The 23,528-nt window shown below is 66.0% G+C and carries 24 protein-coding genes; 8 read left to right on the plus strand and 16 right to left on the minus strand.

Going from position 1 to position 23,528, the window contains the following annotated elements; all coding sequences use genetic code 11:
- The first annotated feature begins 733 nt into the window (after positions 1–733).
- The 3 genes from DI005_RS22350 to DI005_RS22360 all read left to right on the plus strand — a co-directional run bounded on the left by DI005_RS22350 (position 734) and on the right by DI005_RS22360 (position 4,244).
- Positions 734–1,825, plus strand: coding sequence for a PLP-dependent cysteine synthase family protein (locus DI005_RS22350; RefSeq protein ID WP_110343963.1), 1,092 nt, complete (start codon positions 734–736; stop codon positions 1,823–1,825).
- Positions 1,822–3,069 carry an MFS transporter gene (locus DI005_RS22355; protein ID WP_110343962.1) on the plus strand — a complete coding sequence of 416 codons (1,248 nt, stop codon included), beginning with the start codon at positions 1,822–1,824 and terminating at the stop codon, positions 3,067–3,069. Before DI005_RS22350 ends, DI005_RS22355 begins: the two co-directional genes overlap by 4 nt.
- A gap of 125 nt (positions 3,070–3,194) precedes the next feature.
- The gene (locus DI005_RS22360) at positions 3,195–4,244 is read left to right on the plus strand and encodes a C40 family peptidase (RefSeq protein ID WP_228714198.1); all 1,050 of its coding nucleotides are present in this window, start codon (positions 3,195–3,197) and stop codon (positions 4,242–4,244) included.
- Between the two features lie 743 nt (positions 4,245–4,987).
- Here the strand turns inward: DI005_RS22360 and DI005_RS22365 are convergent.
- Positions 4,988–5,422 (minus strand): rhodanese-like domain-containing protein, encoded by a 435-nt coding sequence (locus DI005_RS22365; protein WP_228714197.1) that lies wholly within the window; start codon positions 5,420–5,422, stop codon positions 4,988–4,990.
- 124 nt (positions 5,423–5,546) lie between these two features.
- Here DI005_RS22365 and DI005_RS39160 point away from each other — a divergent pair, with 124 nt between their 5' ends.
- Complete coding sequence (locus DI005_RS39160; RefSeq protein WP_233520267.1) at positions 5,547–6,833, plus strand: M23 family metallopeptidase; 1,287 nt, start codon at positions 5,547–5,549, stop codon at positions 6,831–6,833.
- A 287-nt stretch (positions 6,834–7,120) separates the two neighbouring features.
- Here DI005_RS39160 and DI005_RS38700 read toward each other — a convergent pair whose 3' ends face one another.
- Both DI005_RS38700 and DI005_RS38015 read right to left on the minus strand, forming a co-directional pair.
- The gene (locus tag DI005_RS38700; RefSeq protein WP_199543103.1) at positions 7,121–8,428 is read right to left on the minus strand and encodes a prolipoprotein diacylglyceryl transferase; all 1,308 of its coding nucleotides are present in this window, start codon (positions 8,426–8,428) and stop codon (positions 7,121–7,123) included.
- Between the two features lie 117 nt (positions 8,429–8,545).
- Positions 8,546–8,995: a copper-binding protein gene (locus tag DI005_RS38015; RefSeq protein WP_147263901.1), complete on the minus strand. Its 450-nt coding sequence runs from the start codon at positions 8,993–8,995 to the stop codon at positions 8,546–8,548.
- Between the two features lie 116 nt (positions 8,996–9,111).
- Here DI005_RS38015 and DI005_RS22385 point away from each other — a divergent pair, with 116 nt between their 5' ends.
- Positions 9,112–9,309: a hypothetical protein gene (locus tag DI005_RS22385; RefSeq protein WP_113643417.1), complete on the plus strand. Its 198-nt coding sequence runs from the start codon at positions 9,112–9,114 to the stop codon at positions 9,307–9,309.
- Positions 9,310–9,575: 266 nt separating this feature from the next.
- Entirely contained in the window at positions 9,576–9,881 is a 306-nt protein-coding gene (locus DI005_RS22395) for a DUF1707 domain-containing protein (protein ID WP_199543104.1), read from the plus strand.
- Between the two features lie 18 nt (positions 9,882–9,899).
- Here DI005_RS22395 and DI005_RS22400 read toward each other — a convergent pair whose 3' ends face one another.
- The 12 genes from DI005_RS22400 to DI005_RS22455 form a co-directional block, all read right to left on the minus strand.
- Entirely contained in the window at positions 9,900–10,808 is a 909-nt protein-coding gene (locus DI005_RS22400; RefSeq protein ID WP_369973612.1) for a CopD family protein, read from the minus strand.
- Positions 10,690–11,826, minus strand: coding sequence for a copper resistance CopC family protein (locus DI005_RS22405; protein ID WP_158559872.1), 1,137 nt, complete (start codon positions 11,824–11,826; stop codon positions 10,690–10,692). The genes DI005_RS22400 and DI005_RS22405 overlap by 119 nt, the downstream gene beginning before the upstream one ends.
- 220 nt (positions 11,827–12,046) lie before the next feature.
- On the minus strand, positions 12,047–12,826 hold the full coding sequence (locus DI005_RS22410) for a cytochrome c biogenesis CcdA family protein (RefSeq protein ID WP_113643422.1): 780 nt from the start codon (positions 12,824–12,826) through the stop codon (positions 12,047–12,049).
- Between the two features lie 350 nt (positions 12,827–13,176).
- Entirely contained in the window at positions 13,177–13,668 is a 492-nt protein-coding gene (locus DI005_RS39755) for a sortase domain-bontaining protein (protein ID WP_369973610.1), read from the minus strand.
- A gap of 551 nt (positions 13,669–14,219) precedes the next feature.
- Positions 14,220–14,855, minus strand: a complete 636-nt coding sequence (locus DI005_RS22420) for a redoxin domain-containing protein (protein ID WP_113643423.1) — start codon at positions 14,853–14,855, stop codon at positions 14,220–14,222.
- Complete coding sequence (locus tag DI005_RS22425) at positions 14,852–15,667, minus strand: tetratricopeptide repeat protein (protein ID WP_113643424.1); 816 nt, start codon at positions 15,665–15,667, stop codon at positions 14,852–14,854. The genes DI005_RS22420 and DI005_RS22425 overlap by 4 nt, the downstream gene beginning before the upstream one ends.
- Positions 15,664–16,113, minus strand: a complete 450-nt coding sequence (locus tag DI005_RS22430; protein WP_233520268.1) for a cytochrome c-type biogenesis protein CcmH — start codon at positions 16,111–16,113, stop codon at positions 15,664–15,666. Before DI005_RS22430 ends, DI005_RS22425 begins: the two co-directional genes overlap by 4 nt.
- A gap of 25 nt (positions 16,114–16,138) precedes the next feature.
- Positions 16,139–18,112, minus strand: coding sequence for a heme lyase CcmF/NrfE family subunit (locus DI005_RS22435; RefSeq protein ID WP_113643426.1), 1,974 nt, complete (start codon positions 18,110–18,112; stop codon positions 16,139–16,141).
- Positions 18,109–18,525, minus strand: a complete 417-nt coding sequence (locus DI005_RS22440; RefSeq protein WP_113643427.1) for a cytochrome c maturation protein CcmE — start codon at positions 18,523–18,525, stop codon at positions 18,109–18,111. Before DI005_RS22440 ends, DI005_RS22435 begins: the two co-directional genes overlap by 4 nt.
- A 125-nt stretch (positions 18,526–18,650) precedes the next feature.
- Entirely contained in the window at positions 18,651–19,325 is a 675-nt protein-coding gene (gene ccsA, locus DI005_RS22445) for a cytochrome c biogenesis protein CcsA (protein ID WP_233520274.1), read from the minus strand.
- A 44-nt stretch (positions 19,326–19,369) separates the two neighbouring features.
- Positions 19,370–20,008: a heme exporter protein CcmB gene (locus tag DI005_RS22450; RefSeq protein ID WP_233520269.1), complete on the minus strand. Its 639-nt coding sequence runs from the start codon at positions 20,006–20,008 to the stop codon at positions 19,370–19,372.
- Positions 20,009–20,055: 47 nt separating this feature from the next.
- Positions 20,056–20,694, minus strand: a complete 639-nt coding sequence (locus DI005_RS22455) for an ATP-binding cassette domain-containing protein (protein WP_233520275.1) — start codon at positions 20,692–20,694, stop codon at positions 20,056–20,058.
- Between the two features lie 161 nt (positions 20,695–20,855).
- Between DI005_RS22455 and DI005_RS22460 the strand changes: the two genes are divergently transcribed.
- Together DI005_RS22460 and DI005_RS22465 are read left to right on the plus strand one after the other, a co-directional pair.
- Positions 20,856–21,596 carry a cytochrome c biogenesis CcdA family protein gene (locus DI005_RS22460; protein WP_113643430.1) on the plus strand — a complete coding sequence of 247 codons (741 nt, stop codon included), beginning with the start codon at positions 20,856–20,858 and terminating at the stop codon, positions 21,594–21,596.
- Between the two features lie 37 nt (positions 21,597–21,633).
- Positions 21,634–22,293 carry a TlpA disulfide reductase family protein gene (locus DI005_RS22465; protein WP_113643431.1) on the plus strand — a complete coding sequence of 220 codons (660 nt, stop codon included), beginning with the start codon at positions 21,634–21,636 and terminating at the stop codon, positions 22,291–22,293.
- Between the two features lie 334 nt (positions 22,294–22,627).
- Here DI005_RS22465 and DI005_RS22470 read toward each other — a convergent pair.
- Positions 22,628–23,528, minus strand: a 901-nt coding sequence (locus DI005_RS22470; RefSeq protein WP_199543106.1) for a cbb3-type cytochrome c oxidase subunit I, incomplete at its 5' end; no start/stop codon positions are given.

Raw genomic sequence — 23,528 nt, forward strand, 5'->3', positions numbered from 1 at the left:
CGGGCACTCGTTGACTACGTGGTGCGCTGCGCCACATACCTGCGCGTGCGCCCGACTCATGTCCCTAGCATGGTCGGCGCCCACCCCATGTGGATGATCTTACGATCGCGCCTAGTAGACGATGCATTCGCGGTAAACCTGTTACCCAGCAAAGGAAAACCTGCACTGTGACACGACATGAGTCCGACCCACGACCGGGTGAACGGGGCGTCCGGCTCCCTTGATCCGACGCGTTCACCGGTAGGTTGTGGAAACTGTGAGACGTCACCAGAACGCGACGCGTGCACGCGTGTATGCCCATCTCGGGTTGGCGCTCGGTGTGCTCTTCGCGTGCCTGGCGCTTCATACCTCACCGTGTATCGATGGTCACGAGCATGCCGATCAAGCACATGCTGCTGTCACAACACACGGTCACCAGCAATCGTCGAACAACTGCGAGCACGAGACCGACCCGGAACACTCGGAACACTCAGCACATCCGCAGTATCTCGCTCCATCACGTTCACATGACAGTTCGCTTCTCGTGTCGGTCGCGTTGCCGCTGGTGCTGCTCAGCAGAAGCGGCACCGCTGGCAGAATCTCGCGAACACCGCGCTGCGGAATACGATCGTGCGCGCCCGAGCGTTGCTGGGGACGCGGTGTGTTGCACGCGCTGTGCGTGTTGAGGCGCTGATCGCAGGCTTCGTCCTGCTTCGTCCAGCTCAACTCAGCACTCCACAGAAACGGAAACTCAATGCTTTCGCCTGTCCTGCTCCGGCCTGCCCAGGCGCGCGCCCGCCGCGCGGAAACGGTAGGCAATACGCCGGTGGTGTGGATCGACGAGCCGTTCAATCACGACGGCAAGGGCTTCTGGGCCAAACTCGAAGGTCAGAACCCTGGCGGGATGAAGGACCGCCCCGCCCTGCACATGGTCGCTCGCGCCCGCGCTTGTGGCGCGCTACGTCCCGACGGACTGATCGTCGAGTCGACCAGCGGCACGCTCGGCCTCGGATTGGCGCTCGCCGGGATCGTGTATGGACATCCGGTAGCGCTCGTCGCTGATCCGGGCATGGAGCCGATCGTGCACCGCCTGCTGCTCGCCTATGGGGCACGCGTCGACATCGTGGACCGTCCCCACCCCACCGGGGGGTGGCAACAGGCGCGCCGCGATCGGGTCTCGCAGTTGCTGGCTGAGAACCCCGGATCGTTCTGCCCGGACCAGTACAACAACCCGGACAACGTGGACGCCTACGCGCCGCTGGCCAGCGAACTCACCGCGCAGCTCGATCGAATCGATGTGCTGGTCTGCTCGGTGGGCACTGGTGGACACTCGGCCGGCGTGGCGCGGGAGTTGCGCCGCGTCAACCCGAACCTGCAGCTCGTCGGCGTCGACACGGTCGGCTCGACAATCTTCGGCCAGCCCGCGCGTGCCCGTCTGATGCGGGGTCTAGGGTCAAGCATCTATCCACGCAACGTCGATTACGAGGCGTTCAACGAGGTGCATTGGGTAAGTCCGGGCGAATCTGTGATCACCTGTCGCAGGCTCGCGGCCGCCCAGTACGCCACCGGTGGCTGGAGCGTCGGCGCTGTCGCCCTCGTGGCGGGCTGGCTCGCACGTACCCAGTCCCCAGACGTTCGGATCGCCGCGATCTTCCCCGACGGTCCACAACGCTACTTCGACACCGTCTACAACGACACCTTCTGCGCCGAACACCGATTGCTGGACGCACCGCCACCAGCCGAGCCTGACACAATCGCGCATCCCCGCGAACGCGAGGTCCAGCGTTGGACTCGCTGCACGACCGTGGTCGACCCAGTCGCAGCCACTCCTGGAGCCAATCGATGACCGACGTTCTTCGCCAGTTCCGCTCGTTTGACCGGCCGGTCCAGCTCCTTGCGCTCAACCAGTTCACGATCAACATCGGCTTCTACATGCTGATGCCGTATCTGGCGGCACACCTGTCGCTCGGCCTGGGTCTCGCTGGCTGGATGGTGGGCCTGATCCTCGGCGCCCGCAACTTCTCCCAGCAGGGGATGTTCCTGCTCGGTGGCAGCCTGGCCGACCGCTTCGGCTACAAGCCGCTCATCGTCGCCGGCTGTGCCCTGCGGACCGGGGGCTTCGCGATGCTCGGGCTGGTCGACTCTGTCCCCGCTCTACTCGTGGCATCAGTGGCTACTGGGTTCGCGGGGGCACTGTTCAACCCCGCTGTACGGGCGTATGTCGCCGCAGATGCCGGAGATCGCCGCGTCGAGGCCTTCGCATTGTTCAACGTGTTCTATCAGTCGGGCATTCTCTTGGGCCCCTTGATTGGACTCGCCTTGACCGGTGTGGCGTTCCAGCTCACGTGTCTGGTCGCCGCGGCCGTGTTCCTGGTTCTGACCGTTCTGCAGATCCGATCATTGCCGGAACGCCGCTCGCGCGACGCGCATGACTCACTGCTTGCCGGTTGGCGCGTCGCGCTGGCCAACCGCCGGTTCCTGGCGTTCTCGGCAGCCATGATCGGTTCCTACGTGCTGTCATTTCAGGTGTACTTGGCGCTGCCGCTGGAGACACGTAGGCTTGCCGGCTCGGAAACCGTGGGGACCGTCGAGGTAGGAATCCTTTTCGGAATATCCGGAATACTTGCCATCGTGGGGCAGCTGCGAATCACCGCGTGGTGCCGCCAACGTTGGGATCATGGCCGGTGCCTCACCGTAGGGCTATCGCTGATGGGCCTGGCCTTTACCGCCCCGCTGCTCACGGCGGCGAGCCCGCCGGGTCAAGTCTGGACGTTCCTGCCGCTGGCCCTATCCGTCGCACTGCTCACGCTGGGCACGGTGGTGGTGTTCCCATTCGAGATGGATACCATCGTCACGCTGGCAGGTGATCGGTTCGTCGCGACTCACTACGGGCTTTACAACACGATCTGCGGTATCGGCATTGCGGTCGGTAATCTCGCCACCGGTGCGGCCCTTGATCTCGCACGAAGCAGCGGAATACCATGGGTACCTTGGGCGGCACTCGTCGCAGTCGGCGGGATGTGCGCGGCCGGCGTGCATGTGCTCAATCGCTCCGACCGGCTGGAACCCCGCGCTGTGACGGTGAGCTGAATCTCTGATCCCGCCTAGTACTAGGTCTCCTAGTGGACAAGATCGGCGGCGTTACTCTACTGTGACCGCGGACCGGCGGGGCGGTCCTGCGAGCAATGCCGACACCACCAGGAGATCCAGCACTCGTGACTGCGTACCCACGCCGCTTCGCCATCAGCAAGACCGCCGTCGCCACAGTGGCGCTGACGATCGCGTTGACTCCGTTCCCTGCCAGCGCGCAGCCACAGGACGGCACATCGGACGCCATGGAGCGCTATCAAGAGCTCGGCGCACAAGCGGCGGATGCCGAGGAAGACCTGTCCGAAGCCCAAGATCAGCTCACGCGCCGGCAGGCGGAGTTGGCCGATGCCAACGGCGCACTCGCCAGGGCGAACCAAGCCCTGCAGCAGGCACAGCGTGCGGAGATGTCATTCCGGGACGAGGTTGACATCCTTGCGTCCACGAGTTTCCGCAATGGCCGTATCGCTCGGTGGTCGGCGATCCTTACCAGCGACTCCAGCCAGGAGTTTCTGGACCAGATGTCGGCTCTGGGCGTGCTCGCGAACAACAACTCCGATGTCTTGAACCGGCTCAGCGGCATTAGGGATCAGGCCAATGCAGCCCGCAACGCTGCTGCGGAAGCGCAGGAGCGGGCGGGCAAAGCCGCGGTCGAAGCAGAGCGTGCTGTGAGCACGCTCGAGGGGCGCAAGGCAAGACTCGACGAACAGATCGAACAGGTTGAGGCCGCCCTCGACGACCTCAGCACGGCCGAGCAGGCAGAGCTTCAAACGGTGCAGGACTCCGGCAGTTACCTCGGCCCTCCGGGCGCGGCCAACGACGCACTCCAGGCTGCGTTGTCCCGGCGTGGTTCCGAGTACGAGTGGGGGGCTACCGGTCCGAACGAGTTCGACTGCTCGGGTCTCACCTCGTGGTCGTATGCGCAGGCGGGCATCAACATCCCGCGCACCAGCCGGCAGCAATGGGGGGCGGGCAAGCCGGTCTCCCTCGACGCACTGCTTCCCGGCGACCTGCTGTTCTACGATGACGGCACTGGCAACCCTAGCAACATCCACCATGTCGGCATGTACGTCGGTGAGGGCAAGATGGTCGATGCGCCGACCGAGGGTCAACTCGTCGATGTGCGATCGATGGAGGGCGACGGACACCTGATCGGCGCCCGGCGCATGGTTGGCTGATCGCATCCTCGGCTCCAGCACGGGGTGAATCAGTAACGTCATGTGTTGATAGAGGTCGGAGATGCCTGCCGTTGGTGACTCAGACCTCGACGTGAGTAGTGGTTGTGGTCGGTTGCCGGAAGTGCGCGTCACGTTGGGTGCCGCGCGCTTCCGGCGCACCCTTGCCGCATGTGGTGAGGCCGAGCGTCCGCTCGGTAGGCTCGTCATTCAGCTGAAGGGCCAACCAGTGAGCACGGACATAGAGGAGTCCGCTCCCAGCCAACGATGCGACCTCAGGATTGTCTTAGAGCCCGGCCTTACCTGGCGTGGTTGCGAAGCCTCCCCCAGACACTCCGCGGGCCCGGAACCAGAAACAGCAGGCGTCCCTGCTGGGCTTGCAGGACTCAGAGCGCCGCACGGCTACGTGTGGTCGACCACCCGGAGCGACCGAGCACAGCCGACCGTCAGCAGCATGCACCGGTTTCGACGAGCGGTCCTGGGGAGCCCCGCGTCGACGTGAATTCCCCACTCAACGTGCGTGGCAGCGGACCACGGAGATGTGCCGGATAGTGCCTCGCTGCCGGACGGATTTCTCGGGATCATGCTCCGCCCGGCAACGAGGCGCGGGCCAATGTTGGGAGGGCGACCTCCGGAACATGGTCCCGCAAGCAGCGGGGCGCGAGGGGGGAACGCCACCAACCGCTACTAACTCAGATAGTAGCTGATCCGCCGGCGCGACACCAGGCCGAATTCACCAGGAGCCGTCAACTGCCCGGCGCGGACTGCGCAAGCGTTCGGCCGCTGGCTTGCCATGCCCGCATACCACCGTCGAGATCGACGATGTCCGCAAATCCGAGGCCCTTCAGGGCCCGCGCCGCGTCGGCACTCATCCGGCCGCTCATGCAATAGACCGCGATGGGCAGCGTCCGATCGGACGGCAACTCGGAAAGTCGCCGCTCGATCTCGTTGAACGGAATCATCATGTCCGTGCCAGGCAGTGCCCCCTCGAAGGGGACGTGGACGTTGATCACGATGCGAGCGGGATCGGCGATCGCCTTGGCGAACTCGTCAGGAGCCAACAGGCTGATCGAGACAGGCGCCGCCACCGAAGGCTCTGTTTCGCCTCCCCCTGCACAGCCGCCGACGCCGAGCAGCGCTACGGCCGCCATCGCGAGCAGAAGAAATCCGCGGAATGACACCTCCAGACCATAGCCAACCTCTCAGTCACTGCCTACGTGAGTGACTGGTGTTGCGAAAGAGACCCATGTTGTCGCAGTATACCCGTGAGTACTATGTTAAATAGTTTCTACCGAGGAGGGTGCCATGACTGGACGCAGGTTCGCGGCCCGTGGCGCCCTCGCCAGTGTGATCGCCGCCTTCGCCCTAGCGACGCCTCCCGGAGCGGCCGCGATGCCGCCCCCGCCAAACCCCAGCGATGAGGAACTCCAGGCGAGTAGTGCGGAGGCGCGCGGAATCGCCGAGCAAGTCGGCAGCCTGGCCAACCAGGTCGCCGAAGCTAGCACGGCGTTAACCGCAGCGCAGCTCGAGCTCGCCGCAAGCTACGACGAGGTCACCGCTGCCCAACAGGAAGTGCAATCCACCCGTACTGCGGCTCACACGGCCCAGGTGGCCGCCGACAACGCTCGCACCGAGGTCAATGCGGCCATCACCCAGCTCCAGCAGGCGAGACAGCAGCTTGACCAGTTCGCCGCCGCCAGCTTTCGCCAAGGCAGCACCATCGGATCGCTCAGTGCCTATGTGGGATCTGACAGCCCAAAGGATCTACTGGCCCGTGCGTCACTGCTCAACGCGGTCGGTGACTCGCGACTGAACGCGCTCGACGTCGTCCGGCAAGCCATGTCCACCAAGGCCAATGCCGATGCCGCTGCCCGGACAGCCGCGCAGGAAGCCAAGGACAAGGCACAGGCGGCCGAACAAGCCAAGACCGCCGCGGCGCAAGCGTATGAGACCGCGGTGGCAAGCGAGACTGCCGCTCAGCGACGCAGCACCGAGCTCCTCGAGCGCAAGGAAGCCCTTCAGGCCCGGCTCACGCAAGCGCAGCGCACCTTCGCCGATCTTCAAGGCCAACGGCACGAGTACAGCGACTGGCAGGAGCGCCACCGGGCGTCCGAGCAGGCTTCGGCATCCACCCGGAATCCACCCTCCAGGTCGAGCCGGCCGGCACCCCGACCCGCGCCCCACAGCCACCCCCCACGCCCCAACCAAAGCGTTGTCGTGGCACCCACTACGGGCGTAATCACCTCCACATACGGGCCACGCTGGGGAAGCATCCATTACGGACTGGACATCGCCAATAGCATCGGCACACCGATTGTCTCCGTGCTGGACGGAGTGGTCATCTCATCCGGCCCTGCGAGCGGTTTCGGTTTGTGGGTTCGCGTCCGTCATGACAACGGCACCATCACCGTGTATGGCCATATCAACGAGACACTGGTATACGTTGGCCAGCGCGTCGCTGCCGGGGAGCAGATCGCCACGGTCGGCAACCGCGGCCAGTCCACGGGCCCGCACCTGCACTTCGAGGTGCACAAGGACGGCTACAAGATCGATCCGTTAGTGTGGCTTCGCGCCAACGGCGTCGCGATCTGAGCGGCGCCCTCCCAATCTACGTATAAGCATAGTAGGTTATGCTGTCGTGGTCGCAAGGGAGTGGGGCCTTGCTCAGACATGAAGCCTCCGGATGTGTATACACCATCTCCGCAGCCAGTTTCCTACTGGGAACACTCGGCTCGTGGGAGTCTGCCGCATTCGCCATGCACGCCAACACATGCGTCCTTTGCCGTCGTGAGCTCCTCGAACTCGCGCCGGTCGTGCAACTGCTCAGCCTCGTGAAGACTCAGCAAGACTCCCACCAGGGACGGTCATGCCTTCCGGACTTACGCGAGGATGGGAAGACTCACGGTGGCAGCGAGTACGACCCCACAGACGACCATGGTGACCGAGCGTCCGATCCGAGTACGTGACTCGGCCCGTAAGGGAAAAAGCAACTGCCTACCGAAGGTGTAGGCCGCGACCGCGCCGACGAAGATCACTCCGGCGATGGATGGCTGAGTCGTGAGCACAAGGATCAGCGAGACGGCGCCGATCACCAACGCCGCCGCAGCTTCGAGAAGTTGCACCGGAAATCGGCGAGTAGCCAGTCGACGATCCGAGGACCACATACCCCAGCGGGAACTGGTCGGGCGGCCCGCGCAGCAGCCGGTGAGCCAGCATCCGGGGCGCCCCACCGCCATGCCCAGGAACACCCCCGGCGCCGTGGTATCCAGCAGCACGCCGATCGGTATGCCTAGCGCCGCCGCCCCCACCGCGACAACCCCAAGTGCGACGAGGAGGAAACCCTGTATGCAGGCGCCGGCGCTGAGGAACTGCCGCGGATGCTTGTGATGCAAGACGAGGTAGTACGCCTTACCGCCCACGAAGCCCAGGATGCAGCCGATCAACGACATCACGAGCACGGCCGCGACGTCGATACCCGCTCTGCCGGCCAGCAGCGCCTGGAACACGACAGCGACAACCGCACCCATTCCGACCAGCGTGGGCCACGCCGCCAGCCGCACCGCAGGTCCTTGCGCCAGCTGACCGAACGTCGTCGCCGTTGAGATGACACGCCGGGGCAGGCGCATGCTCGTTGGCGCCGCCGACCTCTCAGCTGACATAGCGGTAACTCTCCACTCACCGGGGTTGATCCCCAGCGCGCGGGTAGTGATGGCTCCCCGACCGCTACCCGGTTCGAGCCCGTCGAACCTCTCGATGCGCTCGAACCGATCCCCAGGGTCGGGCTTCCCCAGCACCCGAACGCGGGTTCCGACGAACCGGATCGCCCCCGAGTATGGCCCGCCGGATTCGGGTACCTCGAACGAGTACGTCGCCGCCAGGCCCTGAGGTTCGGCGCCCGCGAGTGCAGCCGACAGGCATCCCCTCGCGGCCGGCTGCTCCTCGTCCACACGCAGGATCGCCGCACCGCCACCTACAGTCTTGGCCGCGTCGCGCCGTACAGGTGCGCTTTTCGGAAGGGCGGCAAGAGCCGGAACCGCGCTCGCGGGCGCGACGGAAGCGACGTTACGCGCGAGCGCCGGCGGGACGCCAGCACCACCCTGCTTCCGTTCAGCGCGGTCGGTCGTGACCTTGGTCCCCATGCGCGCCGACCTGTTGCCGGCCGCCTTCTTGTGCGGCTTTTTCCCCACGGTCGCGATCCTTCCGCCAGTCATATGCCCCCAACCTACTATTCAACATAGTAGGTTGGGTACGACTGCGGAATGGGGCTCGCTTAGCCCACCCTGCGCCTGCCAGCGCCGTCGCCGCTAATAGCCATCGGCTCCATCGTCGGTCGTTGAGGCAGCTCGACCGCCAACGGTGGTCTCCATACCCAGTTCTCGATGATTGCCGACAGGGCAGTAGACGTCGTAGACATCGGCGGACAGCGTGACGGTGAGGTTCGCCGACTCGCCCGCGTCAAGCGTTTCAGTACGCTCCTCCTCGATACCAGGGTCCTTGATGTCCAGCGCATGCCGCGCCTGCCCATCGTTGGTCACGACGAACGTGTACCACCCGGGGGCGAGGGTCCGCTGCGACATGCCGATGCGGAAGTCCGTCAGGGAAACCCTAATGCGCTTTTCTTCCGCCTGACCTCCGGCAGGTGGCGTCGTGGCACCGTCCGCACCATTGGGCCCTCCGCAGCCGACCACGACCAGGCCGGCGACTGCGAGCGCTGCTCCTACGACGTAGTACTGAAGAACACGTCTCGTAGACATGCCGAGCCTCCTGGAAAGTTCTTCTCGTCAGCATCCGCCGCCGACGAGCCGAGGTCCAGCAGTGCTACATCTACTAAAGTTGATAGTAGATTATTGGTGTCGTCGTTGGAGGAATCATGGAATCGCTTCTGCTGGGTCTCGCGGTCTTGGCCTGCCCGGTAGGTATGGGCGTCATGATGTGGCTGATGGGGCGCGGTCGCCGTCAGACCCTTGGCCCCAGGTCCGGCAACGAGCAGCAGATCGCGCTATTGCGAGCGGAGATCGACCAGCTCAAGGCTGAGCGCGCCAACGACCGTGCACGGAGTGAGTACTGATGCCTCTCTGGTGGACCGCGATTGTCCTGGTCGTCGCAATGACTTTCGCCTACATGTTCTGTATCCGACCCACATTACGAGGCCAGGGCCACTGCGCGACTCCCCGCGAGGATCCCGAACTTGACCGGCAGATCGCTGAGCTACGGGAAGAAGTTCGTGTGCTGCGCGCGCAGGACGTCCTGGCCAGCGGTCGGGTGGTCGGCGGCCGGCCCGGGACGCCGCCGGTCGACGACTGAGCTTGCGGGGTTCTCATGGAGCAGTCGTGGATGCGAGCGTCGGATGCCGACCGTGACCGCGTCGTCACAACGCTGCGCCGGCACGTCGGGGACGGACGGCTGACCCTGGACGAGTTCTCGGATCGGGCGGCGTCCGTCTACCGCGCACGCACCCTCGGCGAGGTCGAGGAGCTGCTGCGCGACCTACCCACGCTGGATCCCCCGGCGTCCAGAACCATGTCGCTTCGGCGCGGGCCCATGCTGATCTGGCTCGTCCTGGCCGCGCTACTAGGCGCGGCGTTGCTCGCGGCCTCCGGCGCCGCGGTGATGACCCAAATGATGGCTGGTACATGCTAGTGGCTGTTCCGCGCTCAGCTACGGGTAGACGAACCGGCGATGGATGAGGTGGCTGCCGTCGGTGAGGGTCTCCTCGCTGATCCGTCCCTGATCGTCGAGCGTTAGCCGGACGGTGGTCGATGCCGCGGGGAACCCCAGCGCGAGCTGGACGGGCTCGCCGTCCCGAGCGATCCGGACGGCGAGCGGCGCCACGCCGGAGGCATAGGGCTCTTGAGCCATGAAGAACTCTCCGGCGAGGTCAAGGCGCTGCGGAGCTGGTAGTCGCTGCGTGGTGTCGCTGGTCACGGCCTCGTAAACAGTGAAGCCGTTGATTGCCCGCATCACCTTGACGACCCGCGCAAGTTCCGTGGCAGCGCGCTGCGCGGGCCAAGGCACCACCAGGGCCACCACACCACCACGCCAACCGTCAGCTGCGGCCCGCAACGTCACCACGTTTTCACCGGCGCGCCAGTCCACTGCAGTTGTGAAACAGCCTTCGCCGCAGGCGCGAAACGTCAGTACGCGGTCCTCGTCGCCGGCAGCGACCGCACCAGACAGGTTGTATTGCTGTTGCTCATCGGGCGCGTAATAGTCCCCGCGGCGAGGCGTGGACAACCGCACCACCAGCTGGCCATCGCTCGCTGCGGCTACTACGCCTACCTGACCGGCCAACGCCCCCAACGGAACCTCGAGGCCGCGAGCTGGCGGAGGCGCCGCCGCCATCCGATTGCCCACCGGCGGAGCCGACACGAGCACAGCACTCACCGCAATCACCACGACGAGTACCGCGCTCTCCACTCGCACGAGCATGCCCGCACGAGCCAACCGCTCAGGGCGACGCCCGGCCACCCGGGCTGCGAGCGCTACCCCGGTCGCGAGGACGACGAGACAGAGCTTGGCCACCAACACCTGGCCGTAGGTGGTACTGAATACAGAGGAGAGGGAGATCAGCAGGAGCGCCGACACGGTGCCGGTGCCGACGACCAGGACGAAACACCCACGCCGCCAGCCGCATGTAGCCGAGGAAGACCCAGAGCATCGCGACGCGCTCCCGTCGCCAAGCATGTGCGGCACGGCTCACGTGTAGCAGCGCCCCAAGCCACACCGCGACGGCGGCCACGTGCACGGCGGTCAGCAGTGCGCCCCATCCCGGGACGGCGACGTTCGCGTGCGACCGCAGGCCCTCAGCGGCCGCCACCACGAGCAAGGGCGCAACCGTCCACGTCCGCCGCCCGAGAGCCACAAGCACGAGCGCCAACGCGAACGCCGCAGCCTCCACCCCGAGAAGCTGGCCGATCCGATCGATCCAGAGCGTGCTCGCCGTGCCCGCGTCGGTGATAAGTCGGGCGCTCAGCCCCGCCGCGGCGAGCAGCCCGATGAGAATTCCCGGCATCGTCCATGGCCTCAACGCGCGCAGCGCGGGTTTCTCAACACGCGCTGCGCGCGTGAACCGCTCGGCCGCGATACCCCCAAGCGCCACGGCAAGTCCGGCGAACAGCAACCACCGCAGCAGCGCGTCGGCCCAGGCAATCGCGGAGGCGTCGCCACGAGCCACACTCGCCCCAGAAAGCGCCGTGCCGACGGCGAACCTGTACTCGTCCTCCATCGGGTCGCCGTCCGCCCCGGTTACCCGCCATCGCACGATGTAGGTGCCGTGGTCCAGCCGCTGTTCGGCACGAGCCGTCACCATCCGCCCGCCCTGTGTGACGATCGCCGCGGACAGCGCGACCTCGCCAGCCTCACCGGTCACAGCGAGGGCACGCTTGCCCACGGTGACAGGCTCGTTGAACATCAAGTTGATGACCCTTGGCGAGTCAGGTATCGCGGTCCCCGCCGGCGGGTCGGAGAAGAGCAGCGTCGGATGCGCGCTGGCCCGGGTCGCTCCGACCAGCAGCGTAGCCAAGATGATGATCGATGCAACGCCGGCACGGACGAAGGTTCCGCCCCAGCCCCGAATGTCGATCATCGTCCACCTCCAGGTACCGGGGAGTGTGACCGGAGTCTCAGCCCAAGCCTGCCTGCTCGGCATGCCACAGGCGTTCCGGCAACGCTCATAGTCGACAGTTGTCCGGCACATCCATCTCGCGGAGCGAGTGCCGCCTTCCACCGGGCGTCACAAGGCAGCGCCCACGATCGGGCTTCGGCAGGGTGGAGGACACTCCAGCATCTCGATTCATCTCACGAACTCAGATGGGCGTGGTGAACCCCGCGATGGGGCCACGCAGCCAGGCCACTAATGCACCCCACAACCCGGTCACCAGAAGCAGACCCACGACCACCAGCATTGCCCCGCCGACGAGCTGGACCTTGCGTTTGTGGAGCCGCAACCAGCCCGTCGTACGAACCGCCCACTGCGCGCCGAGGGCGAGAAGGATGAACGGCAGCCCAAGTCCCAGACAGTAGGCCAATACCAAGAGAATGCCCCTGGCCGTCGTCGAGCCCACCTGCGTGCCGCTGGCCAGTGCGATGACACCTGTCAGGGTCGGGCCCAGGCAGGGTGTCCAGCCAAGCCCGTAAACCGCGCCCATCACGGGCGCGCCGGCGATGCCACCACGCGGCAAGCGGCGCAAGCGCACGTCGCGTTGCAACATCGGCACCAACCCGAGGAACACCAAGCCCATGCCGATCGTGATGACGCCGCCGATGCGCTGCAACAGATCTTCGTTGTCCAGCAAGAAGTCGGCCGCGCCCACTACCGCTACCACAGCGGCGAGGAACACCACGGTGAAGCCGAGTACGAACATGAACGCGGCACCCGCGACCCGCCACCGGCCCCTGCGGTGGCTGGCATCGCTCTCATGGACGGAAGGCGCGTCGGCTCCCGCGAGACCCGCTAGGTAGGCCAGGTATCCCGGGACCAACGGCACGCAGCACGGCGAGGCGAACGACACCGTCCCAGCGGCCACCGCCATCAAGGCAGCGAGAAGGATCGGTCCGGATATGACAAATTCGGTAAGACCACTCACCTGATTTCCACCACGTCGTTCGGTCCGCCTTGACTTACTAATTGACGTAGTAGCTTACGATGCTCTCGTTGTCGCGGTGCACCTACCTCCCCGGGCCGGTACTGACTGGCGAGCGAGGACGCGTCACGGTCAGCGTTGATCGGGTGAGATCGGGGCGCCAACCGGTCGACCGGTTGCCACACCACCCGTCGCCCGGCGATGACGGATGACTATTGCTGATGGCCGCCGTCGTGGCGCTGGTGGTCGCAGGCCCGTACGCGGCCATACCCCCTCGGCTGACCTGGCCTCTTACGGCTCGTTCCCCGCCTGAGTCAACCGTCGAGCCGGTACGAGCCGTCATCGCGATCAGGTCAGGCTTCGCCAATCCTGCCCAGCAGATCTGCGTAACCTGCGTTTGGTCGTTTCTGGAACTCGTCGGTCAGGACTGCATGGATGATCATCCGCAGGCGCGCGGAGAACTTCGGGTTACACGTCGTCAACGTGAGCAGGGGTGCCCGCGAGGTCACGGGAACACCTGCTCGCGCCTGGTACGGCACCGGAGCCACTGCGTCACGTCGGTCCGGTGTGACGATCACGCGCCCGAATGTCACGCCATACGGGCCTCCGTCAGCCGCCGATGGGACGCGAAGCGTCGACACTTTGGCGCACTTAGGCCGTCTCCGCTTACGTTCTTCCCAGCTCGCCATCTCCTCCTTCATCGGCAGCACACGGTAGACGAAGTACCGGTCGGCGGTCTCGATGACAATCGCGTCGCAGGAATTCAGCAGGTCCAGGTCGTTGAACGGGGCGCCCTTGCCAACCCGGTGGCCCGCGACCGCGAAGTTGCCCGGTTCGCCGGGCAACGCCGTTGTCCTTGTAGTGTCCAGGTCCGATAGCCAGTGTTGCAGGATCGACTCCTTCCTGAATCGTGAACTCGTAGTCAGCGCCGAAGGACGGGATGAATATCCGGGCGAACGCCTTGCTATCGATCGGCGTCGCGCGGACCTCCCGCTCGCGCGACCATCTATCGTCCAGTTCCGCGCTCGCCTCTCGTTGTTTGCCCGCCGACACCCAGTCGGTCACGTAAACCTGGTACACGACGAACAGCAGGACCACGATGCCAGTGGTGACCAACAGTTCACCCACGACGCGAATCGTTCTGTGCACCGAGCCTGGTCGTGACGCCGTCGTGGGGAGTGTGCCCGAGTGACGCGGGAATTCAGCCAGTGTGACGGGCGAGGGCTCACCAGCCAGGCTCGTACCTGTGCACAACGCTCCTCGTTGTTCGGACGTCAGTGCAACGGCGACTGGCACAGACCTGTGTCACACCCCAGCCCGGGAACCAGCCCATACTATTCTAGCTAGTAGATAGGTGTGCAAAACCCAGAAACCCTCTGGCGCAGTACTCACGAGCTCATTGACCTGGCGCTGGCTGAACCGAGCCTTCGGTCCGGGACCGTGGTTCACGTCCGGCGAGGATCCGGTCGAGCGCCGCGGAGAGCAACTGGTAATTCGAAGGTCCGGCGATCTTGCCGACGATGGTCCCGTCGCGGTCGATGAAGAAGGTCTCCGGCACGCCGAATACGCCGAACTCCAAGGCCAGCTTCGTACCCGGGTCTGTGACATAGCGGTACGCGGACGGGTCCCCGCGGCCCAGCTCATCGAGGAAGCCAACAGCGGCGCCGCGCTGGTCCTGGTAGTTGACGCCCACGAATACGACGCCCGCCGACCGATAGTTGTTTGCCGCCGACACCAGCGCGGAGTGTTCTTCTCGGCAGGCCACGCACCAGGAGGCCCAGAAGTTCACGACGACGATCTGGCCCCGCATATCGCCCAGTGACACGGCCCCGCCACCCTCTAGATTCGGCAGGGTCGCGGTCGGGGCGGGCTTTCCAATAACGGGGCTGTCGACCAGAGTGGGATCCTGTCCGAGTCGGCTGCCGAAGACCGCACCGATACCTACCGCGACGACCGCGACCCCGAGGGCGATCCACCGCACACGCCACCAGTAGCGCGCACGCGCTGATGTCGCAGCACCGTGGACGGTCATTGGCCGCCAGCCCGTTCGGCTTCCGTGATCAGCCGCCGCACCTGCTCGCGGAGGTCCCTGCCGAGATCGCCGCGTTGGGCGAGCGTGCGCAGGATGGCAAGCGCAGCGGCCGGATCCTTCCGGCCGCCGAGCAGGATGTTCGCCTTGAACCACAGCGCATCCTGCATGGTTGGGGCGATGTTGAGTGCCTGGTCGACGAAGCGCAGCGCCGCGCCGGTCTGACCCATCTTGAACAGCAGCCACCCGGCGCCGGCCTGCACCTCGGGGTTGCCCGGATCCTGTTTGAGCGCTACACCGTAATGCTCGGCGGCCTTGTCGTAGTTGCCTTTTTCGAGGTAGCGGTCGGCCAGAGCGAGCCGCATCCCGACAACGGTGGGGTTGGCCTTGACCACGCCTTCCATCTCAGCCGCGCTGACGGTCGATAGATCGCGCGGTGCCGGTGCCCGGCTTGCGGGCGCCGGCCCGGCCGGTGTCTGGGCGACCTCGTTGCCCGTGACGAACCCACCGTCGGGGCGGGTTGCCACGTATTGGGGCAGGAGGACGGCAGCGAACACCGCCACAGCTGCTGCGGCGACGTACGCGACGATCCGGGCGCGGGAACGGCGGGAGGGTCTCGGAGCCTCCTGGTGCTCGCTGGGTGGCAGTGACGCCAAGGCACCGAGCGCGTGTGCGGCGGTCGCCTCGTAGCGGCGGCGCAGTTTCTGGGCAGCTTCCTCCGGAATCTCCCTGTCGGCTACCTGCCGTTCGAGACCGACGATGTCACGGAGTGCTTGGTCACGGCACTGTTCAAGCAGTTTGCGATCAATACTCATGGCATGTCCCCATCAGCGACTCTGGATCGCACCTGGTCAACGGCCCTCCTCACGCGGATGCGGTCCTCGCTGGTGACCTCGTCGACGGCATCCGGCCGTCTACGCAGCAGGGCCAGCGCAACACCGCCGACCACGACAGCAGCGACCGGCAGCATCCACAGCGCAAGGGTTGATCCGCTCGCCGGCGGGTCGAGCAGCACCCAGTCGCCGTAGCGGGCGCGAAAGTAGTCGATGATCTCCTGATCGCCGCGCCCTGCAGCCACCTGGTCGGCCACCACGGCGCGCATGGCTTCGGCGGTCTCGGCCGGCGACTCCGCGATCGACACGCTCTTGCACACCGGGCAACGTAACCGCTGCTCGAGTTCGTACGCGCGGTCCGGGGTCCCCGGCCCCGCGGTGAGCAGGCCACCGACGGCGAGCCCTACGAGAGCGACGATGGCCAGCACAAGTCCACCTTGGGAGACCCTGCCGCTACGCATCTGCCATCACCGGCTCGGGGGTGTTGTTGGCTGTGGCGCGGCGAGTCCGGCCGCTCAAGGCCCAGAATCCTCCGGCCGCGATCAGGCCACCGCCGACCCACATCCAAACCATCAACGGGTAGCGGTACAGGTTAAGCGACACCTGGTCGTCACCGAGCTGCGCGAGCGCGACGTAGATGTCTCGGCTCGGGCCGCTCCACACTGACGGCTGACCGACTGCCTGGGTCTGGTTGTTGAAGCTGTTCAGCCGTGGCTCGGCCACCCAAGCCACCTGACCGTCGCTGCGGAAGACTATGTGCGCATCACGCGTCGACCGGTCCGGTTGTGTGTGCTCCTCACTACGCTCGAACGTCAACGTGTAACCGGCGAACTCCACAGACTCTCCACGGTCGACCGTCACCGTGGCCCGCGTGGCGAGCACGCCGGAGACCGCGATCACCACGGCCACCACGGCCACGCCGATGTGCGCAAGCTGCCCGCCCCAGTAGGCCCTCTGTCCGCGCAGCACGCGCGGCACACCCTTGCGCCGTGGCTTCGGCGCGGTGACGATGAGCTGCCGCACGCTGGCCGTGACGATGGCCACGGCGATGCCGGCCACAATGACCACCCCTGCCGAGGAGACACCGCCCAGGACCACCAGCGCGGCCGCGGCAGCGCTCCCAAGGAGCAAGGGAACCCTCAGCCGCGCCCACAAGACAGCCACCGAGGCGTGCCGGTAGGGCGTGAACGGCCCTACGCCCATCGCGAGTAACAGTGCAAACGACAGCGGCACGGACATCCGGTCGAAGAACGGCCGTCCCACGGAGACCTGGTTACCGGTGAGGGCCTCCACGATGATCGGATACAGGGTGCCGCTGAGTACGACGAACGCGAACAACGTCAACAGCAGGTTGTTGACCAGGAACACGCCCTCCCGACTGGCGAGCGACTCCGGACGCGCTGGAGAGGCGACGCGGTCGCCGCGCAGCGCGAACAGCGTCAACCCGCCAGCCAGTACGAGGATCAGGAATCCCAGGAACGCCGGACCCACTCCGGATTCGGTGAAGGAGTGCACCGAGGCAACTACACCGGAGCGAGTCAGGAACGTCCCCAAGATGGTCAGCGCGAACGTGGCGATCACCAGCACGAAGTTCCACGCCTGCAGCATCCCTCTTTTGACCTGAACCACGGCCGAGTGGATAAAGGCGGTCGCCACCAGCCATGGGATCAGCGCGGCATTCTCCACCGGATCCCACGCCCAGTAGCCACCCCATCCGAGTACCTCATACGACCACCACGCGCCGAGCACGAGGCCGGCGGTGAGAAAACTCCACGCCACCAGATTGGCGCGCCGGGTCCGCTGCAGCCACTCCACCCCGCCCTTACGCAGCAGCAGCGCGGAGATCGCGAAAGCGAACGGCACGGTGAACCCGACGAAGCCGAGGTAAAGCAGCGGCGGGTGGAAGGCGACCATGACATGGTCGGCCAAGATCGGGTTCGGGCCAGGCCCGTCGGCTGGCGGGTTCGGAAGGATCTTGAACGGGTTGGCCACAGTGGACACCAACCCGAAGAAAAAGACGCTCACCATGCCCAGGACAGCGAGCGCACCGGTGCCCAACCGGTCGTCGGTGCTGGCCACCTGCCGCATCACCGCCGCGGTATATCCGGCAAGAACGAGCGCCCACAGCACGATGCTGCCGCCCAGCGCTGACCACGCGCTGGTCACCGTGAAGAACAACGGTGTGGCACGAGAATGCGTCTCGGCAACATAGGACATCGCGAAGTTGTCGGTAAGCAGCGCAACTTCCAAGGCGGCCATGGCCAACACAGCACCGCCCACCATGCACCACACGGCGAATCGCAGCTGACTCCGGCGTACGGCGCTCGGCCGGCGCTGCGCGCGGAATCCGAACACGCTGAGCACGAACGAACCGGCCAGTCCGAGTAGGGTGCCCACCCAGCCAATCGCGGGTGTCAACACGGTCACTGGGCGCCTCCCTCAGTGTCCGGAGGCTGATAGTTCTCGTCGTGCTTGACCTTCATCGTGTCGGACACGAACTCGTCGCCCTGCCAGGAACCCTCGAGCACCACACCGATCCCGGCCTGGAACAGTTGCGCCGGCGCGCCGTGGTGCTCCACCGTGATTGAGGGACTGCCGGGCTCGACGCCGGACGCGACCGCGAACCGGAGCCCGTCCTGAGTGCGGACCACAGTGTCCTTCTCAACGAAGCCCCCAAGCTGGAAACGCCTCCCGTCGGGGAACTCGACTCGCTGAGCCAGAGCCTCCTGCGGCGTCAGGTAATACACCAGGTTCTCGTTGAGGTTCCCGAACAAGAGCACCCCGGCAAGGACCGCCACCACGCCGACGCCGGAGAACGCCAGCAGCCGGTATCGCTTCACCGCCGATCACCCATCCGACGCCTCGCTCCCGCCCACCGGCGAACGAGCGTCACCATGTACCCCGCGATCGCGAGGAGCGCAACGCCGTACCCGAGCAAAACCCAGGACCATTGGGACATCGGTACCTACGACCTCTCCAGACGGGGAGCCAGCACGGCGTTGCCGGCGAGTTCCTGACCCTCGCCCAGCGACGTCCTCTCCAACTCCTCTTCAACGACCGCCAGCCTCATTCGAGCGCGAAGCAGCAGCAGGTACAGCAGCGTGAACGCCAGCACGTTGAGCAACAACGTCGCGAGCATGACGTGGTCGATGCTCGGATCGCCGGGCTTGAGCACTGTCGGAGGCTGGTGCAGCGCCCGCCACCACACCACAGACATGTGCACGATCGGCACCTGGACGAACGCCACTACCCCGAACACCGCCGAGCGGCGTGCCCGCGCCACCGAGTCAACTGTGGCGCGCCGCAACGCGAGATAACCGAGGTAGACGAAGAACATCACAGCGGTGGTGACCACCCGTGGATCCCACGTCCACCACACTCCCCAAGTCGGCTTCCCCCAGATCGACCCGAGCACGATGGCAAGGCCGGTGAAGAACACCCCTACCTCGGCGCTGGCCGCGGCGACGCGGTCGTAACGCGCCGTGCGCCGCGACAGCCAGCCGACGCTGCTGCCCAACGTGACCGCGAAACTCAGATACGCGAGCCAGGCGGCCGGTACGTGGATGTACATCAGGCGCTGGACGTCCCCCTGCACGCGATCGGGAGGGGCGACCATAGCCCCAACCAGGCCCGCGGACATCGCCACCCCCACGACTGTCAGTCGCCGTCCGAAGAGAATCCTGGTCATGCCGACTCCTCCAGTTGCCGTGCGGCCAATGCCGTAGCCACGATGATCAGCAGGTCGATCATCAGCACGAGGAACAACCATGCCCACGGCTGGCGGGCGTACCGTGCGGCCGCCAAGGTCTGCGTCGCGCCCAGCACCAGTGGTGCTGCCAAGGGCACCACGAGTAACGCCCCGAGCGTGGTCCGTCCGGCCAGGCCGTGTGCCAGCGCACTGGCCAGAGTGCCGAGCACTGCCAGGCCCACCGCTATGAGCGGGAACAGGGGGAGTAGCCACGGCCAGCCGGAAAGATCCGGGTCGTAGAGCGCGATCGCGACCGGCGTGAGCAGCAGCTCGAACACCACGAGCAGCACCGCGTTTGCCAGTGTTCGACCAGCCAGCCGGACTGCGGGGTGAACGCCGCACAGCCGGAGCATCGCGAGTTGGGCCGGGCCCTCTACAGCGCTCTGCCGCAGCGTCACTAAAACCCCGAACAGGAGTACTACAACCCAATACAGGCCAGGGCCCACCTGCCGCAGCAGCGGCGCGTCGCTGCCGATCGCGAGCGGAACAAGGAGCAGCGCCACCGCCCCAAACGGCGCTGTGACCAGTAACGCTTCGCCGGCGCGCAGCTCCAGTCGCAGGTCCTTGCGCGCCAACTCGGCACACTGCCGGATCGGGCCAGGTGTTGCGGATGGCACCTGCCTCATGCCGGCACCTCCTCATCAGCGGGGACAGCCTGCCCGTTCCTGATTTCGACCATGCGGTCCGCGAGGCCTCGAAGACGTGGCTGGTCGTGCGAAACGATGACACTCGCGCCGCCACGTTCGCTGACCCGCCGGATCACGAATTCCACGAGACCGATCGACCCGTCGTCCAGCCCAGCGTGTGCCTCGTCGAGCAGCAGCAACCTGGGCTGCGCAAGCAGAACACGGGCCAGCTCCGCCCGCCGCAGCATTCCCTGCGAGCACACCTCCGCCCGCCGGTCGCCCGCCGGCGCCAGCCCCACTGATTCGAGCGCATCGTCAGCAGCCTGCTCACGACGTCCCGTCAGCCTGGCCAGGAAGCGCAAGTTCTCCCGTAGCGTCAGCCGCGGATATAGGGAAGGCACGTGCCCGACCAACGCAATGCCGGGACGCACCGCGAAAATCTCGTCCGTGCCCAGCTCGGCGCCGAGCACCCGGCCGTGCCCGCGCACCGGCGCCAGCAGCGTCGCCAACACCCGCAGCAGGGTGCTCTTGCCCGACCCATTCGCACCGACCACGCCGACGGATTCTCCCGCCGTGACACCAAGCGTAAGGCCGCGCAAAACTGGGACGCGTTCGACGACGACCGCTACGTCCATCAACGTCACGATGCTGTCACTAGCGGACACTGGGCTCGGCATAGTCGGACTCCGGATGAGCGCTGACGCGCACGCTGATTACTATCTCAAGTCGTAGGTTACTGGTTGAGCCCGGCTGTTCCGCAAACGGGTCGACGCGCCTTGAGAGGGAGGTGAGACGGATGGAGCTCTTCGCGCTGGCGTCACTGGCGCTGGTAGCCGGACTCGTCTCCTTCACCTCTCCCTGCACACTGCCACTGCTGCCCGGTTACGTGTCCTACGTCTCCGGGCTCACCAGACCCGTAGCCGCTGGCGAACCGCTACCTGCCCGAGAGCGCCGGAAGGCATTGAGCGGCGCTTTGCTTTTCATCGCGGGGTTCTCCGCCGTGTTCACGACACTCGGCGCAACCTCGTCAGCACTGGGCTACCTCCTCGCGAACAACCTGCGCACGATCAACATCGTCGGCGGAGCACTGATCGTGGTGATGGGCCTCGTAACGACCGGCCTGATCAGGATCCCGCTGCTGCATCGCCAACTTCGATTCGACCTCACGCGGTTCGGCCGGGGTCCGGGGGGCGCCCTTCCCCTGGGCGCGGCATTCGCGTTCGGCTGGACCCCGTGCGTGGGACCGGTACTCGCCTCCATCCTGACCACCGCCGCGAGCACCGCGACCGTCGGCCGCGGAGCAGTGCTCCTGCTTGCCTACTCGCTCGGACTCGGGCTGCCCTTCCTGCTGCTGACCCTTGGGCTCGCCCGCGGCAGGACCGGCTCCGACTGGTTCCGCCGTCACGCGCGCCGGATCGAGGTGGCCGGTGGAGTGCTGCTCATCGCGATGGGAGTCGCCATGCTCACCGGCGGCTGGACCGCATTGATGGGCAGGATGCTCGCACTCTATGCCCGTCTGGGCTGGCCACCGATCTAAAATCTACGATGATTGTTAGTAGCAATGGAGGTGGCGGATGACGAGTGCGGGGCGATGGACCATCGTCGTGGTAGTCCTGGCCGTGGCGGGCATCGTCGCGCTCTGGCCAAGAGGTGGCGAGGACGAGGGCGGCGGGCCCGTTGACTTAAACATCATCTCCTCTCTGCCCGCAGCCGGACCACCGGAGGACGACGCCGCACTCGCTCCACTACGGCAACGCGCCGCCATGCAACCCTGTCCGAGCCGCTCCCCCGACGCGCCAGCACCACGAGGTCCACTGGCCGATGTCCGCGCCCCGTGCCTCGGCACGCCGGGCATGGTCGACCTCGGTGCAACCCTCGCCGGAAGGTCGACACTCCTCAACTTTTGGGCCTCATGGTGCGTGCCCTGCCGCGAGGAGATGCCCGTACTCGCCACCTACGCCGGGCGCCCCGGCTCGGTCGCAGTTCTTGGGGTCAACGTGAAGGAGCAGGCCTCGGCCGGGCTGGAATTCATGGCGGATCTCGGCGTGGCCTACCCCTCTGTTTACGATGGCAACGAGGCCGTGCTGAAAGCCCTGCGGGTCCCTCCGGTGCTGCCGGCCAACTACCTCGTGCTGCCCGACGGCTCAGTCGAGCGCATCACCGACCCCCTCGTCCTTCGCAATGCGGACGAGGTGCAGGCCGCAGTCGATCGCGTCATGAGAGGATCTCCATGACCGCGCGGTCGCGGCGTCGGTTGCACCCCTCCTGGCGGCTCTCGGGCCGCGCTGATCTCGTTGTCAGCCCTCGGTGTGGCCCTGGTGCTCGCCGCCTGACCGGCGGCTCCCGCGATCGCGGGAGCTCTCCTCGATGCCGCGGTGAACAACGCGGAGCTCTCCGCGTTCCTGATCGGGATCGGAGTGGGTGCGACCGCCCAGGTCATCGTCCAATCGAATCGTTGCTTCAGCACGACAGCGGCAGGTTGCTCGCCCCCGCGACAGCCGGCGGCATCGCTCGCTAGTGGCCTGCTCGCCATGTATCTCACGGACCTGTTCGTGGTATTAGAGCCGGTCAGCCGGTATCACCCTTCGTCGCCTCCGAAGCCTGCACCGACAGGGGCTGCCGATCGGTTCCGTGCGGTCTGACCTTGCCGGTGAAGGTGATGTGCCCTTCCCTGCGCAACGGCTCGACTACGTGCGGGTAGTGCAGCTCGAACGCGGGCCGCTCCGACCGGATCTTCGGCAGCTCGGTGAAGTTGTGGCGAGGCGGCGGGCAAGACGTGGCCCACTCCAGTGAGTTGCCGTAGCCCCAGGGGTCGTCCACGTCGACGGCATCGCCGTACCGATAGCTGCGCACTACGTTCCACACGAACGGCAGCATCGACAGCCCCAGCACGAACGCGCCGATCGTCGAGACGGTGTTCAACAGTGTGAACCCATCGGAGGGCAGGTAGTCGGCGTAGCGGCGGGGCATGCCCTCGTCGCCGAGCCAGTGCTGCACGAGGAACGTCAGGTGGAAACCCACGAACGTCAGCCAGAAATGCAGCTTGCCCAGCGGCTCGTTGAGCATCCGTCCCGTGATCTTCGGGAACCAGAAGTAAATGCCGGCGAACGTCGCGAACACGATGGTGCCGAACAGCACGTAGTGGAAATGCGCCACCACGAAGTAGCTGTCGGTGACGTGGAAGTCCAGCGGCGGGGCGGCGAGGATGACCCCGGTCAGTCCGCCGAGCAGGAACGTCAGCAGGAACCCGATCGACCACAGCATCGGCGTCTCGAACGTCAGCTGGCCCTTCCACATGGTGCCGATCCAGTTGAAGAACTTGATGCCGGTGGGCACGGCGATCATGAACGTCAGGAACGAGAAGAACGGCAGCAGCACCGCGCCCGTGGCGAACATGTGGTGGGCCCACACGACGAACGACAGCGCCGTGATGCCCATCGTCGCGAACACCATCAGCCGGTAGCCGAAC

It is taken from the genome of Prauserella sp. PE36 (assembly GCF_003311655.1).
GTDB classification, from domain to species: domain Bacteria; phylum Actinomycetota; class Actinomycetes; order Mycobacteriales; family Pseudonocardiaceae; genus Prauserella_A; species Prauserella_A endophytica.